The following is a 14,247-nucleotide window of genomic DNA, read 5'->3' on the forward strand; positions in this document are numbered from 1 at the left end:
GTGCTTATTCGCCTTGCCTGTCGTGATCCGGCGCGCTGCCGTCCCGGTCCGCCGCGTTGCGCTGGTCTTGTGCCAATGCCTGCAACTGCTGCGTGTTGTTCAGCACTTCGGAGAGCAGGTCTTCGAGCTTGTCATTGCCGGCAAGCTTGTTGCGCAGATCGGCAAGCTTCGAGCGCGCTTCCAGCAGACGCCGCAGCGGGTCGATTTGCGCGACCACCTCGTCCGGATTGAAGTCGGCCATCGACCTGAAACGCAGATCGACCGCAAATTTGCCGCCGGCTTCGCTCAGACGGTTTTCCACCTGAAACGCCGCGCGCGGCTCGATGGCCTTCATCACGTCGTCGAAATTGTCGCGGTCGATGTTGACGAACTTGCGATCGCGCAGCTTGGGCTGCTCGACTTCGGACTGCCCCGCCAGATCGGCCACCACGCCGACGACGAACGGCAGCTCCTTAACTTCGATCGCATCGCCGCGCTCGACCTCATAGGTGAGCTGCACGCGGGGCGGCCGCACTTTCTGCAAGCGTTTTTGTATGCTTTCTTTCTTCGCCATCGTCGGCTCCCGAATGCTGATGGTGTGGCGTGAGGATCAGCGCAGCGCGCTGAACGGATCTGACGCGCCGCCGCTTTGCGCGGCTTTGGCAGGTGCTGCCGGCGCGGCGGGTGCGGGAGCCGCCGGAGCAGCCGGCGTGGCGGCTGCGGCCGCGACGCCGGTGCTCGCCTCCGGCGTTTCCACTGCCTTGCTCTTCGTGACGCGACGAATCACGCGCTTTTTCTTCGGAGCCGGCTTGTCGTTCGGATCGGGCGGGAACAGCGTGGCCTCGCCGAGCGTGTCGCGCAACTGCCTGGCAAGCGCCTGCGCGTCCGACCTGGCGTCGCCCGCGAGCGACGCGTCCTGACGCAACTCGCCGAGCGACTGAGTGGCAACGCGCAGGCCTGCGACGGCGAGCACGCTCTTTGCCTGACGATCGGACTGATCGCGTTGCAGCGCTTCTTGCGCGGCGACGATAGCCTGACCGTAATGACCCTGCGCGAACTGGATCTGCGCGATGCGCGACCATGGTTCCTCGCGCGTCGGATCGGATTTTGAAAGCTGCTGATAAAGCGCGATAGCGCGGTCCTGATCGCCGCCTTTCGCGACAGTATCGGCATCCGCGAGTTGCTTATTAAAAGCCTCCGGTGTGGTTGCCGCGTTGTTGCCCTGTGTCGCGCAACCGGCCATCACGCCGCAAGCCAACACTACCCCAGATAGTTTTACTAACAGACGGTCATTCATCGTTTTTCACCGACATGCGATTTTTTAATTCGAGGGAGAAACCGGAGTTTTGCTTTGCTTCAAGTGCGCGGGTATAGTACAGGCCAAATTTCGATAATTCAACTTTCATGTGAAGAAGCATTGCACGAAAAAATCCGCATGGATCTTTAAAACCGCGCATGCAGAAATTGTTTCCTGGCGCAATAGCCGCAGTCCATGCAACGGAAAAATTTTCCACTCGCGGGTTGCAACGCCTCGCCTGCGCCGGTTTTACATGCGCCTCGCATAAAGCGGCAGTAAACGGCAGAAAGCGGCATGAGTTGCTGAAACTTTGCCGAAATCATTTTGTTATGAATGTTTAGACGGGGACGGCGGCCAGCCGGTCGATGTATATGAATTCGCGCCTTGTTCGCCATGCATCGCTATTGTTTACCCAGGCTGCCGCGTGCGCTCTTCTGGGCGGTTGCGCTGCCGGCGTCACCGTGCTGGGAGCCGCCGCCAACGCGGCTTTGGAGGCAAGCGGCCTCGGCAAGCCTGAGTTACCGGACGCCCAGAAACCACCGCGCAATGTGCCCGTCACTTTATACGCGGCGCCCAATCTGAATGCCGCGAATGACAAACGGCCATTGGCGCTGGTAGTGCGGCTTTACATATTGAAAGACCCTACTTCATTCCAGCAGGCGCCATTCGACGCATTTACCGACGCCGCCAAGGAAAAAACGATACTCGGCGGCGATCTGCTTGGCGTGCGTGAAGTGACGCTAATCCCGGGCCAGCGTTACGTTGTTACCGAAAAGGTGTCGCGTGAAGCGCAGGCATTCGGTATCGTCGCTCTATTCCGCGATCCTGCCATGCAGCGTTGGAAATTCGCCTTCGACCCGGCAAAATCGGAGAAATCCGGCATAATGGTCGGCCTGCATAACTGTGCAATGACAGTCACCAACGGAACGGTGATCCCGCCGGAACAGGGATTGCCCGCCCAGCCGCTCAATATGCTTTCTTCGGTTAGCTGCGGTTAAATGATGCCGTCACAGTGCGATTTAACATTTTCTAGAGAATTAACAATGCGGCGTCCGAATGCGGTTATTGCGGGCGCGCTGCACGCTGAACCCATATAACAGGTTTGAGATGAGTTATTCCGCAAAAGTGCTCTGGGGGGAAGGCCTGTTTCTGAGGCCGCAGCATTTTCAGCGTCAGGACGCCTATCACGAGGCGCGCCTCTTCGAGTCGATCCAGGCCATCCAGCCGTACAACTGGGGCGTGCGTTCCGCGCGCTTCGACCGCGACGCGCTCGGCAGCAATGTACTGCGCGTAAGCGAACTGTCGCTCGTGTTTCCCGACGGCGCGCTCTACTCCGCGCCGCAAGCGGACGAGCTGCCGCCGCCCATCGCACTTGATACCTTGCCGGACGGCATCAACGAATTCACCTTCTATCTCGCGCTGCATCCGCTGCGGGAGACAGGCGCCAACTATTCGCAGGACAGCAACGCGGGCTTTGTCGCGCGTTACGTGAGCGAGCAGGCGCCGGTTGCCGATCATTTCACCGACGCAGCCGAAGCCGACATCACCTTTCTCAAGACGAGCGTCAAGCTGATCGCGCATAGCGAGCCGCGCGACCAGTTGCTTTCGGTGCCGCTCGTGCGCGTGCGGCGCACGGCGACCTCGGGCTTCGAGATCGACGACAGTTTCGTGCCGCCCTGCCTCGCCATCGCGGCCTCGCCGGTTCTGCATCAGCGGCTGCGACAGCTGATCGACGCGTTGCAGGCGAAGGTCAACGCGCTGTACGGCTTTCACCGCGAGCCGACCAAGAACATCATCGAGTTCCGTTCGGGCGACATTGCGTCGTTCTGGCTGCTGCACACGGCGAGCGCGGCTTTCGCCTCGCTTGCGCATCTATATCAGCATTCGGCGCTGCACCCGGAGCGGCTCTTTCAGGAACTGCTGCGCCTCGCCGGCCAGTTGATGACGTTCTCCAAGGGCTATGCGCTATCCGATCTGCCGGCTTACCGGCACGACGATCCGGGGCCCGGCTTCGCGCGGCTAGACACGATCCTGCGCGATCTGCTCGAAACGGTCATCTCCACGCGCTACTTTGCGATCGCGCTGGAAGAAGTGCGTCCGTCGTTTCATGCGGGGCGGCTCGATTCCGGCAAGATCGACGACAAGACAATGTTCTACATTGCCGTGTCCGCCGACATGCCCACCGCCGAACTAGTTGAAGCCGTACCGGCCCGCTTCAAGGTCGGCGCACCGGACGACGTCGACAAGCTCGTGCTCTCGGCCATGCCCGGCGTGCGGCTCGTGTACACGCCGCAAGTGCCGCCCGCGATTCCAGTGAGGCCGGGCGCCTGCTATTTCTCGTTCGAGCCGCGCGGCGGGCTGTACGAGCGCATGCTGCAAGCGCACTCGGCCATGATCTATGCGCCCTCGGGCATCAACGATCTTCAACTTGAACTGATCGCGGTCACCTCATGAGCTACGCGCCATCATTATTCGGCGGCAGCACGCCTGCCGCGACACCCGCCCCGGCGAGCGAACCGAGCTATCAGGTTCGCTCGCTGCTCGACCTGCTGTACGACGGCTTCTTCATGCTGTTTCTGCTGAAGAACGGTCGCGAGCCTGGCGACGCGCACGAGTTCAGCCAGCGCATCCAGCAGTTTCTCGGCGACTTCGAGCGCGGCGCGAAGAAGCTGAATGCATCCGCGGAAGACGTGTATGCGTCGAAGTTTGCGTTCTGCGCGGCGATAGATGAATCGGTGCTGTCGTCCACGTTCCGGATCCGCGCCGACTGGGAGCGGCGTCCACTGCAACTGGTGCTGTTCGGCGAGCAGCTCGCGGGGGAAAAGTTCTTCCACTATCTCGAGGAATGCCGCGCGCAAGGCGCGGCGCGTCTGCAGTCGCTCGAGGTGTTCCATATGTGCCTGCTGCTCGGCTTTCAGGGCAAGTATCTGCTGGAAGGACCGGAGAAGCTTGCGTATCTGACCGCGCGCATAGGCGATGAAATCGCACATCTGAAGGGCAGGCGGGCGCCGTTCGCGCCGCATTGGCCGCTGCCGGACCAGGTCGCGCACCGGTTGAAGCGTGAAGTGCCGTTGTGGTCGATCGGCGCGGTGTTCGCGCTGGTCGGGCTGCTCGCCTATCTCGGCCTGAACACCTATTTGCGCGATCAGACCTTGCGCACGTTGGCGCCATATTCGCAGGTGGTCAAGCTGGGGCCGCAGTCGGCGACGCTGACTATCTCGCTGCCGTAACGCGTAACGCGTTACGCGAGGCATCACGCGATAACGAACAGAACGGCCCGCTATAAGCGGGCCGTCGTCTTTAGTGGGGCAAAGAAGCTCGGGGCAAACAACCGCTTATTGCGACTCCTCCGCCCACACAGCATTTTCGCGCGCCATCAGCGCCGTCGACGCCGCCGGTCCAAAGGTGCCCGCCGTATAGTTGCGCGGCCGTTCGCCCGACTTCGCCCATCCTTCGAGAATCGGCTCGGCCCACGCCCATGCGGCTTCCAGTTCGTCGCGGCGCATGAAGTGCGTGAGGCGTCCGCGAATCACGTCGATCAACAAACGCTCATAGGCTTCCGCTCGTCGCTCGGTGAACGCCTGCTGCAAGTCCAGATTCAGATTCACCGGCAGCATATGCATGCCGCTGCCCGGTTCCTTCGCGAGCATCTGGAGCTGGATCGACTCTTCAGGCTGCAACTGGATCACGAGACGGTTGCCGTAGTTGCGGCCGCCGCTCGGAATGATCGAGAAAGGCAGATCCGAGAATTCGATGACGATCTCCGACACCTTCTTCTGCATGCGCTTGCCCGTGCGCAGGAAAAACGGCACGTTGGCCCAGCGCCAGTTGTTGATATGCGCGCGCAACGCGACGAAGGTTTCCGCGCGGCTGCCGGCGGGCACGTTGTCTTCCTCGAGATAGCCCTTCACTGCCTCGCCGTTCACCGCGCCGGCCGTGTACTGGCCGCGCACCGTGTCGCGCGCGATGTCCTCCGGCGTCATGGGCCGCAACGAGCGCAGCACTTTCAGCTTCTCGTCGCGCACCGCGTCGGGATCGAGCGATACCGGCGGTTCCATCGCGACGATGCACAGCAGCTGCAGCAGGTGGTTCTGCACCATGTCGCGCAGCGCGCCGGTCTTGTCGTAAAAGCCTGCACGGCTACCTACGCCAACCGTTTCCGCGACCGTGATCTGCACGCGCTTGATATACGGCGCCTGCCACAGCGGTCCGAAAATCGGATTGCCGAAGCGCAGCACCATCAGGTTCTGCACCGTTTCCTTGCCGAGGTAATGGTCAATACGGTAGATCTGCGCTTCGCTGAAATGCTTGCCGACCGCCGTGTTGATTTCCTGGGCGGACGCAAGATCGTGGCCGAGCGGCTTTTCGAGCACGACGCGCGACAGCTCGTCCACGAGCCCCGCCGCCGAGAGGTTCTCGCAGATGTTCATGAACAGATCCGGCGACGTCGCGAGATAGAACACGCGGCGCACGCCGTCGCGCGACGCTTCCTTCAGGCGCTGATAGTCGTCGGCGGAATCGACGTCCATGCGCACGTACTCGAACAGCGCGAGAAATTTATCCCACGCGGCGGCGTCGAACGCCTTCTTTTCGATGAAGGGCTTGGCCTTCTGCTCCATGAACTCGGCGATGTATTCCTCGCGCGACCACGGCTTGCGCCCAATCGTGAGAATGCGTGTTTCGGGCGGCAAGTTGCAGTGTAGATGCGCCATGTAGAGCGCGGGCAGCAGCTTGCGAAACGACAGGTCGCCGGTGCCGCCGAAAATGATCATGTCGAGCGGAAGCTCGGGAGTCGCAGAAGCATGTTGAGTCGTCATAGCGCGGTCGCAGCGTCGTGAGAAGGAAGGTGTCGTCAGGCGCCAAAGGACCAGCGGCCACTACTGGCCCTGGGGCATCGGCAGAAAAGCGCAGGCGCGGCCGGGACGGCGCGCATCGGCAGGTCTTTCTGGCAAACGCCTATGGTGCAACGTTTTGAGATTGTTTGCACGGCAACATGCGCCGCAGCTTGGCGCAATATGCCAAACAGTGCGGCAAGGCCCTGTTTTAAAGGGATTTTATTGTCATGTTGTGGAGGGTGGCGTTTAGCCGTGCGGGGCCGCCACTCTAACCGTCGCTCACCCGCCGGAAAGCACGTCGCGCGCAACGCGGCACGCCGCCAGATCCCATGCCGCGCACCCGACGCTTTTGAAAACGACCGGCCGTTGCGGCGCCGGCGCAGCGTTCTCCAGCACCGACGCAATGCCATGCACGCCGGCCCAATCCACGCCTGCCTGAATGAAATCGCCGGCTTCGTGTTTCGCGCCGGCCACGTCGTCGACGAAAAGCGCGCTGCCCGCAATGGTCCGCGCGCCGATTTCCACCATCTCGGGCGTGAATGCACCGACGCCGATCACGAGGCGCCCGGCGCGCGCCGCTTCGTCATAAACGGCCTGGCGGCTGGTGGTCAGCGCAATCACCGTGTCGATCGAATTGGGCAGCGTTGCGTCCGGCTGCGCCAGCGGCCGCAGCTCGAACGCCTTGCCGCGGTGCGCCGCGCAAAAGGCCTCGGCGCGCGCCGGCGCACTGCCCTTCACCCAAACGCGCGCCTGCGGATACAGTTCGCCGATCGCTTCCAGATGGTTGAGCGCCTGCGTGCCGGTGCCGATCAGCAGGAATTCGCGCGGCGCGGCGGCGGCAAAAGTGCGCACGCCAAGCATGGATATAGCCGCGGTACGGCGCCCGGTCACCGTCGGTCCGTCCAGAATGAAGAGCGTCTCGCCGGTGTCGGCGTCGAACGCCATCACCTGGCCGTGGATCGTCGGCAAGCCGCGTGACCCGTTGCCTGGGCACACGTTGACGAGCTTATGGATCGCGATATCCGGCGCGCTCGCCGGCATCGACAGCAGAATGCCGCCTGCGTTGAGCGGCACGCCGAGCCGCTCGGGACACGCGATGCGCCGCTGCGCATAGTCGATGCTCGTGCGCTTCAATGCGTCGACGAGCGCGGCGTAGGGTGTCAACCGCGCGGTCGCGGCAGCGTCGAAAATCTGCGTGATCGGACGGGTCATGGGCGGATAGATGTGGTCGCAGTCGGAACAGCCGATTCTACGACGCGCGACCGTCTGCCTGAGGCCTGATCAAACGGCATAAACGCCATAAACGGCACAAACGGCACAAACGGCATCACGAAACGGATGATCCACCGGCATCACGATATGCCGCGACGAGCGCGGCGCCCTGCTCCACGCATCACGCATGGCCTTCGCTCAAAGGCATGACCGTCGCTCAAAGGAAACTCACTGCGCCGCGTCCGGTTTCGCGCCGCTGTCGCCGGACTTCTTGCCGCCCTTGAACATCGCGCGGCAAGGCGGACTGAGTTCGTCGACGTGCTGTTTCATGCAGGCCGTGATCTTCGCCTTATTCGGAATGTCGGAGGCACAGAAATGCATCGCGTCGCCGCGGCAGGCCTTGGCCTGTTCGTCGCGGGTCGCGGCGTGGGCCGCGGTGACAGCGCTGAGCGCGACAAGGCTCGCAGCGAGCAGGGCGTGAATTTTAGTCATGTCGGGTCCCGTATCGCAGATGTCGATACAGACCGCTCAGCAGAAAACGGGCCTGATCATCCACGCAGATTGCTGCGGCCCTGGTCTTGCGCCGCCGCCAGCTCAGCGCTGCTCGCAACGCAGCGTCATGCCGCGGCCGGCATAAAAGCGCGTCATCGTCGCGAACGGCAGATACACATCGGCCTGTTGGGCCCCGATTCCCGAAGGATTGTGAAACCAGACGCCGCCGGGATCGCGTCCGTGCAGCAGAACAAGGTGTCCGCCGCGGCGCTGGTTCGGCTCTTCGGGATAGCGGATCTCCGGGCTAACGGACACGATGGCGAGCGTGCGCGTATCGAGACGCGCGGCGATATCCTCGAGCGAAGCCAGCGGCAAGACGTCCACGTGCACGCCGAACGCCTCCTCCACCCACGCGGCAAACGGGCGATAGATCAAACCGTCGACGCCGCCGTCGTCGCGCATGCGATACACGCCGTGCCGCAACGCGTCTTCCAGCAGCGCGGCGCGCGGGCCGTGTTCGATGCGCCAATAGTCGAGCGCGGACTCGAGGCACGTCAGACCGCAAAGGCGTTTGGCCCAGAAACGGTAGCGCTGCGGATCGGAGAAGCCGCTTCTCTGCCAGCCAGGGTCGTCGCAAGGATCGCGGTGCTGCTCGACGATATGGCCGACCCATTCGGGGTTGCCCCATTGCGTGTAGTAAGGCACGCCGGCGTGGCGCAAGGTCGACTGGTTCATGCTGACGCGATCCAGGAAAAAGCCGGGGCGTGAAGCTCGGTGGCCGCGCTCACAGCATGCTACGCGGCCGCTGCATCGTGCCGTCGAAAAAGCGCTGCAAACGGAACGCGGACAGATCGAGCGACGGCTGCCCGCCGTCGTTGATCTCCGCCAGCAGCTTGCCGACAATTGGTCCCATCGCGAAACCATGGCCGCAAAAACCGGTTGCGATGGTGAGACCGCTGACCTGCGACGGCGCGTCGATGACCGGAATGCCGTCGGGCAGCACGTCGATCAGACCGGCCCACGACTCGACCACCTGCGCGTCCTTCAAAGCGGGAAAGAGCGCGCGCAGTTTCGCCAGCGCGCGCGGCGCGTGGCTCGTGTTCGGCTGCGGATTCGGGTCGCGCGGATGCAGCACCTGCTCGCCCGGCGGCACGACGCCCGGCAAACGATCGCGCAAGTCGCGCCAACAGGCGCCATTCAGATGAAAGCTGAACTTCTCGCGCTGACTCCACAATTCCGGCAGGAACCATTTCAGCGCACGGAAATGGCCGAGCGTCATGTCGACGTCGACCTGCATGTCGTCGGCGAGATTGATCGCGCCGTTCGCGCGCTGCCGGATGCCGAGCCCATGCCCCCAGAAAGTCGACGCGCTCACTGGCGGCAGCGGATTCGTGCGCATGCAGGTGCCGCGCACCGCCTGCTGCGGCAATTCGAGACCCAAGGTCTTCAGCAGACGCCAACTGCTCGCGCCCGCAGCGCAAATGAAACGCGACGTGCGAACCGTGCCGCGCTCGGTCACCACGCCGGTGATCGCGCCGGCCGCGCGCTCCACGCCGAGCACACCGCAGCCTTCGAAAAAAAGCGCGCCGGCTTGCGCGGCCCGCGCCGCGAAAGCGGCTGCCGCACGGCGCGGCTCGGCCTGACCGTCGCTCGGCGTGTAGAGTCCGCCGAGCGCCGAGCCTTGCATGCCGGTCACCACCGTGTCGATCTCCCCGCGGCCGAGCGTGCGGGTATCGAGCCCGTGCTGCCGCGCGACGTCCATCCACTGCTGGAATGAGGTCCAGTCCTCCTCGTCGGTCGCGACGTAAAGGCAGCCGCCCTGACGCCATTCCAGATCGAAATCCAGTTCGCGCTCGAGGCTCGCCCAAAGCGGAATGCTTGCCATCATCAACGGGACTTCCGCCGACTCGCGGCCCTGCTGGCGCACGAAGCCCCACGCTCGCGACGACTGCTGCCCGGCGATGCGGGATTTATCGAGCACGACCACCGATAACCCGCGCCGCGCGAGATAGTACGCGGCCGCGCAGCCCATAATGCCGGCCCCGGCGATAACGACGTCGGCACGTTGCGGAAACGCGTGGTCGGCGGAGGTGAAGCCGGCGTGCAGCGGATAAGTCGTCGTCATCGGGCGGGAAGGTTTTTAAGCACGAGCATAATCTTCGCAGGCGGCCCCGTAATCCGCAATGCTCGACGCCTTCGACCTGCTGCAAGCCATCGGCCGCGATTGCGTGGGCGCCGTGCAGTTGCTGTCCGAAGACGACGCGCCGGTGGGTGTCGACCGGATCGACGGTACGCCGCTTTCTGACGCGGAAATCGAGGTCATGCTGACACGCACGGTAAGCGCGCCGGCGCTCGGCTCAGCAGAGCAAAGCGAAGACGACTTTCGCATCTCGCTTGCCGGCGCGCAGGAAAAAACCGCGCTGCTGTGGCACGACGGGCAATGGAGGCGGCCGCACGGCGCCACGCCCACCACGCACATCTTCAAGCTGCCGCTCGGACTCGTCGGCAACAAGCTGGCCGATCTCAGCACCTCGGTCGAAAACGAATGGCCATGCCTGCGCATCCTGCGCGCCCATGGCCTGCCGGTCGCGAAGCTCGCGAGCATGCCGGCGAGCTGATGGCGTCGGCTCGGACTTGAGCAAGGGCAAGGGCGCCGATGGATATGGCCCGTTTTCGCCGGTAAAATGTGTTTATTCAAAACGCATCGAAAAGCGCGTGCATGAACGCATGGAGCATCTGAGGCGGATTGCCGGATCTGTCAGATTTCCGGCTGCATGAATAAACGCAACGGCGAGACGCAACGGCGCTGATACAAAAAGCGGGCGTCATGTTTTTTGCGGTACATTTGCTGTCCCCCGCGTCGCTGCGTTGCGCTGCGTGCATGATGCATGGTCGCGTTACGCCTGCCGTATCGCCCTCCCCACAGCCCTTTAAGAACGGCGGATTCTCACGCAGTATGACCAACGAAACACACTCACCTGACTCAATCGCAGTCGCCGAGCGCGTGCGCGAGTTGATGAGCCGGCATGGAATCGGCAAGCGACAGCAAACCACGGAACTTTGCCGCATTCTCGATCTCAGCTTCTCGCAAGGGCACCGCAAACTGCGAGGCAACAGCCCGTGGACTTTGTCGCAGATCAAGAAGGTCGCGGAGGTGTACGGCGAGCCCGCCGCGCAGCTCTTCGGCGCGCAGTCGCTCGATCCCGGCATGGTGGGCGCGATCGCGCAGGAGGCCGTCTTCTGTATCGGCGCGATCGAGCTGCCGTGCACCGCATGGGTCGGCGCGGCGCTCGAAGCGGGCAGCCGTCCTGAATTCGTCGCCTACTCGAAGCTCGGCCAGTGGCGCGTCGCGCGGCACGACGGCGCGCTTTACCACAGCGCCTACGAAGTCCATAAGATCGAGATCTATCCGCGCCGCGCCGAGACGGACAAGCCCACCATCGCCGTGGTCGACGACGATCAGGCCAGCGCCGACAATCTGCGCGACTATCTGGAACGCAGCGGCTTTGCGGCAGTCGCGATCTACGGACTCACGGCCTTTGCCGAGCAGCTGCAAACCCAGGTGTTCGACGGTGTCGTGATCGACTGGCTGTTCGGCTCGCAGACTTCGGCCGCGGCGATTCGCGCGGTGCGGGCCTCGGAAAATCCCGATGCGCCGATCTTCGTGCTGACCGGCGAATTGCTCACCGGCAAGGCGAGCGAGTCGGAGATCAGCCAGGTGATCCGCAATTACGACGTCGCCTGTTACGAAAAACCCGCGCGGATGGCGATTCTGGTGGCCGACCTGTCGAAGCGGCTGAATCGGCCCTGAACCAGCACTGACTCAGCACCCCGCTGAAGGTTGCGCGCGCCGTCGTCTCAGACGGTATGCCGCGAAGCCAGCGCACGCTGCAATGCGTTGCGCAGATCACCGTAATGTACTGGCTTTAATAACGCTTCAAAAAACAGCTGCGCGCCAGCCGCGTTGTTGCTCTCGCCCTCTGTTCCCCCTTTTGCCTCAGCCTCCGGCGCATACGCGCTGACCACGATCACCGGTACGCCCGACGCCGGCCCGCCGCGCGCCGCCAGATCCGCGAGAAACGAATAGCCGTCGCGCCCTGGCATGTGCAGGTCCAGCAGCACGACGTCGCAGCGGCCTGTGTCGAGCCATGCAAGAGCATCGTCGGCGTTGGCGACCGCGTGCGCGTCGTAGTCCATGTGCGCGACCATTTCGCTGAGCGACTCGCGAATCAGCCGGTTGTCGTCGACGATCAGCACGCTCGGCCGCGCGCCACCCGGCTCAGCCAGCGCTTGCGTGTCGCGCGAAGGCGCGGGGGCGACCGGCGAGACGGGAATCGTCACCGTGAAGGTGGTGCCCTCGCCCACCACGCTCGCGACTTCCACGGTGCCGCCAAAGAGCCGCACCAGTCCCTGCACGATCGTGAGCCCCATGCCCGCGCCTTCGAAGCGCCGCGTACGCGAGCCGTCGAGCTGCGTGAACTCCTGGAAAATCAGTGGAATCTGCGCCTGCGGGACGCCCGGCCCGGTGTCGCTGACCACGAAGCTCAGGAGCGCCGGCCGCTGCATCAGCTTCACGCGGATCGTGCCGGTCTCGGTGTAGCGGATGGCGTTAGTCACCAGGTTGTTCACGATCTGGCGAATGCGGTGCGGGTCGGAATCGACGAGCCCGGTTGCGCCGCTCGCCTCGCTCTCGAGCTTCAGGCCGCGCGCGGCGGCGGACATCGCGTGTTCGTCGACGATCGACGCAAGCAGCTCGCGCGGCTCGAAGTGCTCGTGACGCAACTCGAGTTTGCCGGCGCCGAGCCGCGCGTAATCGGTCAGGTCCTTCATCTGCGCTTCCAGATGCCGCGCGGCGGTTTCGAGCCGCTGGATCACCTTGCGGTCGGCTTCGGAGTGATAGTTAAAGCCCAGCAGTTCGATCGACGAAACGATCGCATGCAAAGGCGTGCGCAGCTCGTGACTGATCATGCCGAGGAACGCGTCCTTCGCCAGACTCGCCTCACGCGCCGCGCGGCTTGCCTGGTGCTCGGCTTCGAGCGCCGCGTGCTGCTGATGCATGAGACGCGTGCGGCGCCGGCCATTGACCACGAGCAACAGCGTTGCCGCCGCGGACAGCAGCAGCAGGATCATGCCGCCGGCAAACAGCATGCGGCGCTTGTCGATAAAATCGCGGTTCATCGCCTCGCGGTCGGCGACGTCGGCGAAACGGCGGCTCAGCGCCAGATCGTTGACTTCGTTCCAATGCTGGCGCAATTGCGCGACGATCCGGTTGACGCCGCCAGGGTCTTTCGGCAACGTCGCGACGTCGGGAGCGAGGCCTCGCAGCATCCGGTCGAGCGCGTGGATTTCATCCAGTTGCCGTTGCACCAGCGCGACTTGCGTGGTGAGCCTGCGCGTGGAGCCCTCCATGACGTGCAGCTTCGATTGCAGCAACTGGTAGCGCAACGTGAGCCGCTGGTAATCGTCGTCCACGCCGGCCTGATACAGCAGCAACTGGTTCTCGAAGCGCGCGTAGGCGATTTGCAGTTGCGCCGCGTCCCAGTAGAAGCCGTCGTACGAGCCCGTCAGCGACTCCGTCGTATCCGGATTGAGCAGGTTCGAATAGAGCAGATAGCCGATCGCACCGGCGGGCGCCGCAAGCGCGGTGAGCCAGATCAGCACATAAAAAAACCGGCGCCACGGACGGCGCGTTATTTGAGGATGAGTGCCTTGATCTGCCATACGAATTTCGAATCGCCCGAGGCGCCCGCGAGTTCATCGGGAAACGCATCGCGCGGGTAAATGAGGAACAGAGGGCCGAAGTCGGTAATCTTCAGGCGCCGGCCGTTCACGCTGTATGCCATCACCACGCCATAGCGGTCGCAATCCGTTACGGGGATGGTGTACGTGTAGTCGTCGAGCGTATGGATCTCGACCTGCGTGCCGCGCGCGCCGACCGTCTTCAGAATATCCGCGAGCAGCGGTCCTGTGAAGGTGGAGCGCGGCGTCCACGTGGTCGCGGTGGTGATCGAATGAGCCGGCAGCGCCAGCAGTTGCGCCTCGTCGAAGTGATAGGAACTGTGCGCCGCGTCGTTAGTCCTGCCGATCTTGCCCGTCACGTCGAGCGAGAGCGCCGTCGGGTCCGTCTGCGCCGGTACGCTGCATGCGGCCAGCGCGAAGATGAGCCCCATTGCCCAGCGCACGCTCGCAGGCGCGCCGGATCTGCATTGCACTGTTGCCGTCACTTTGGTCATTTGCTTTTTTATCCGTGGTCTGTTTTCTTGCGGCGCCGCTGCCCTTGCGGACGCAGCCCCCCGGCTTGCCGATACGCGCATCACCCCGACGCGCGATTGCCGAACGGCATGCATAATATCGTCAAAATTCTTTGCAGAATAAAACGAAGGTCTGCCGCCAGCCCGTCTTGCCGCTGAACGGCGGCCCTCCCGCATGCGT

Annotated in this window: 14 protein-coding genes and 1 pseudogene; 5 read left to right on the plus strand and 10 right to left on the minus strand. The window is 63.5% G+C overall.

Annotation, left to right across the window (positions count from 1 at the left end; translation table 11 throughout):
- Positions 1 to 4: 4 nt before the first annotated feature.
- The 3 genes from tssB to A3AC_RS30480 are packed head-to-tail and all read right to left on the minus strand — an operon-like array spanning position 5 to position 1,493.
- Entirely contained in the window at positions 5 to 553 is a 549-nt protein-coding gene (gene tssB, locus A3AC_RS0118810; protein WP_025600786.1) for a type VI secretion system contractile sheath small subunit, read from the minus strand.
- 36 nt (positions 554 to 589) lie between these two features.
- On the minus strand, positions 590 to 1,276 hold the full coding sequence (locus tag A3AC_RS0118815; RefSeq protein WP_025600787.1) for a tetratricopeptide repeat protein: 687 nt from the start codon (positions 1,274 to 1,276) through the stop codon (positions 590 to 592).
- A complete protein-coding gene (locus tag A3AC_RS30480; protein ID WP_156924641.1) occupies positions 1,269 to 1,493 on the minus strand; it encodes a hypothetical protein in 225 nt (74 codons plus the stop codon). Before A3AC_RS30480 ends, A3AC_RS0118815 begins: the two co-directional genes overlap by 8 nt.
- Before the next feature lie 154 nt (positions 1,494 to 1,647).
- Here A3AC_RS30480 and tssJ point away from each other — a divergent pair, with 154 nt between their 5' ends.
- From tssJ to A3AC_RS0118830, 3 genes are all read left to right on the plus strand, one after another.
- Positions 1,648 to 2,274 (plus strand): type VI secretion system lipoprotein TssJ, encoded by a 627-nt coding sequence (tssJ, locus tag A3AC_RS0118820; protein WP_025600789.1) that lies wholly within the window; start codon positions 1,648 to 1,650, stop codon positions 2,272 to 2,274.
- A 109-nt stretch (positions 2,275 to 2,383) separates the two neighbouring features.
- The gene (gene tssK / locus A3AC_RS0118825) at positions 2,384 to 3,730 is read left to right on the plus strand and encodes a type VI secretion system baseplate subunit TssK (RefSeq protein WP_025600790.1); all 1,347 of its coding nucleotides are present in this window, start codon (positions 2,384 to 2,386) and stop codon (positions 3,728 to 3,730) included.
- A complete protein-coding gene (locus tag A3AC_RS0118830; RefSeq protein WP_025600792.1) occupies positions 3,727 to 4,506 on the plus strand; it encodes a DotU family type IV/VI secretion system protein in 780 nt (259 codons plus the stop codon). Before tssK ends, A3AC_RS0118830 begins: the two co-directional genes overlap by 4 nt.
- Before the next feature lie 105 nt (positions 4,507 to 4,611).
- Here the strand turns inward: A3AC_RS0118830 and zwf are convergent, their stop codons facing one another.
- The 5 genes from zwf to A3AC_RS0118855 form a co-directional block, all read right to left on the minus strand.
- The gene (gene zwf / locus A3AC_RS0118835; protein WP_025600793.1) at positions 4,612 to 6,093 is read right to left on the minus strand and encodes a glucose-6-phosphate dehydrogenase; all 1,482 of its coding nucleotides are present in this window, start codon (positions 6,091 to 6,093) and stop codon (positions 4,612 to 4,614) included.
- A gap of 297 nt (positions 6,094 to 6,390) precedes the next feature.
- Positions 6,391 to 7,323, minus strand: coding sequence for a bifunctional Delta(1)-pyrroline-2-carboxylate/Delta(1)-piperideine-2-carboxylate reductase (gene lhpI, locus A3AC_RS0118840; protein WP_025600794.1), 933 nt, complete (start codon positions 7,321 to 7,323; stop codon positions 6,391 to 6,393).
- A 228-nt stretch (positions 7,324 to 7,551) separates the two neighbouring features.
- Positions 7,552 to 7,815 carry a hypothetical protein gene (locus tag A3AC_RS0118845; protein ID WP_025600796.1) on the minus strand — a complete coding sequence of 88 codons (264 nt, stop codon included), beginning with the start codon at positions 7,813 to 7,815 and terminating at the stop codon, positions 7,552 to 7,554.
- Between the two features lie 102 nt (positions 7,816 to 7,917).
- Positions 7,918 to 8,550, minus strand: a complete 633-nt coding sequence (locus tag A3AC_RS0118850; RefSeq protein ID WP_025600798.1) for a C39 family peptidase — start codon at positions 8,548 to 8,550, stop codon at positions 7,918 to 7,920.
- 49 nt (positions 8,551 to 8,599) lie between these two features.
- The gene (locus tag A3AC_RS0118855; RefSeq protein ID WP_025600799.1) at positions 8,600 to 9,940 is read right to left on the minus strand and encodes an NAD(P)/FAD-dependent oxidoreductase; all 1,341 of its coding nucleotides are present in this window, start codon (positions 9,938 to 9,940) and stop codon (positions 8,600 to 8,602) included.
- Between the two features lie 61 nt (positions 9,941 to 10,001).
- Here A3AC_RS0118855 and A3AC_RS0118860 point away from each other — a divergent pair.
- Positions 10,002 to 10,406 (plus strand): annotated as a pseudogene (locus tag A3AC_RS0118860) (HipA domain-containing protein); the annotation flags it as partial.
- A gap of 365 nt (positions 10,407 to 10,771) precedes the next feature.
- Positions 10,772 to 11,626 (plus strand): helix-turn-helix domain-containing protein, encoded by an 855-nt coding sequence (locus A3AC_RS0118865; RefSeq protein WP_025600802.1) that lies wholly within the window; start codon positions 10,772 to 10,774, stop codon positions 11,624 to 11,626.
- Between the two features lie 47 nt (positions 11,627 to 11,673).
- Here A3AC_RS0118865 and A3AC_RS0118870 read toward each other — a convergent pair whose 3' ends face one another.
- Together A3AC_RS0118870 and A3AC_RS0118875 are read right to left on the minus strand one after the other, a co-directional pair.
- Positions 11,674 to 13,536, minus strand: a complete 1,863-nt coding sequence (locus A3AC_RS0118870) for an ATP-binding protein (RefSeq protein WP_025600803.1) — start codon at positions 13,534 to 13,536, stop codon at positions 11,674 to 11,676.
- A complete protein-coding gene (locus A3AC_RS0118875; RefSeq protein ID WP_025600805.1) occupies positions 13,506 to 14,048 on the minus strand; it encodes a molybdopterin-dependent oxidoreductase in 543 nt (180 codons plus the stop codon). The genes A3AC_RS0118870 and A3AC_RS0118875 overlap by 31 nt, the downstream gene beginning before the upstream one ends.
- Between the last annotated feature and the right edge of the window lie 199 nt (positions 14,049 to 14,247).

The sequence above is a fragment of the Burkholderia sp. WSM2230 genome (assembly GCF_000472445.1).
GTDB lineage: Bacteria > Pseudomonadota > Gammaproteobacteria > Burkholderiales > Burkholderiaceae > Paraburkholderia.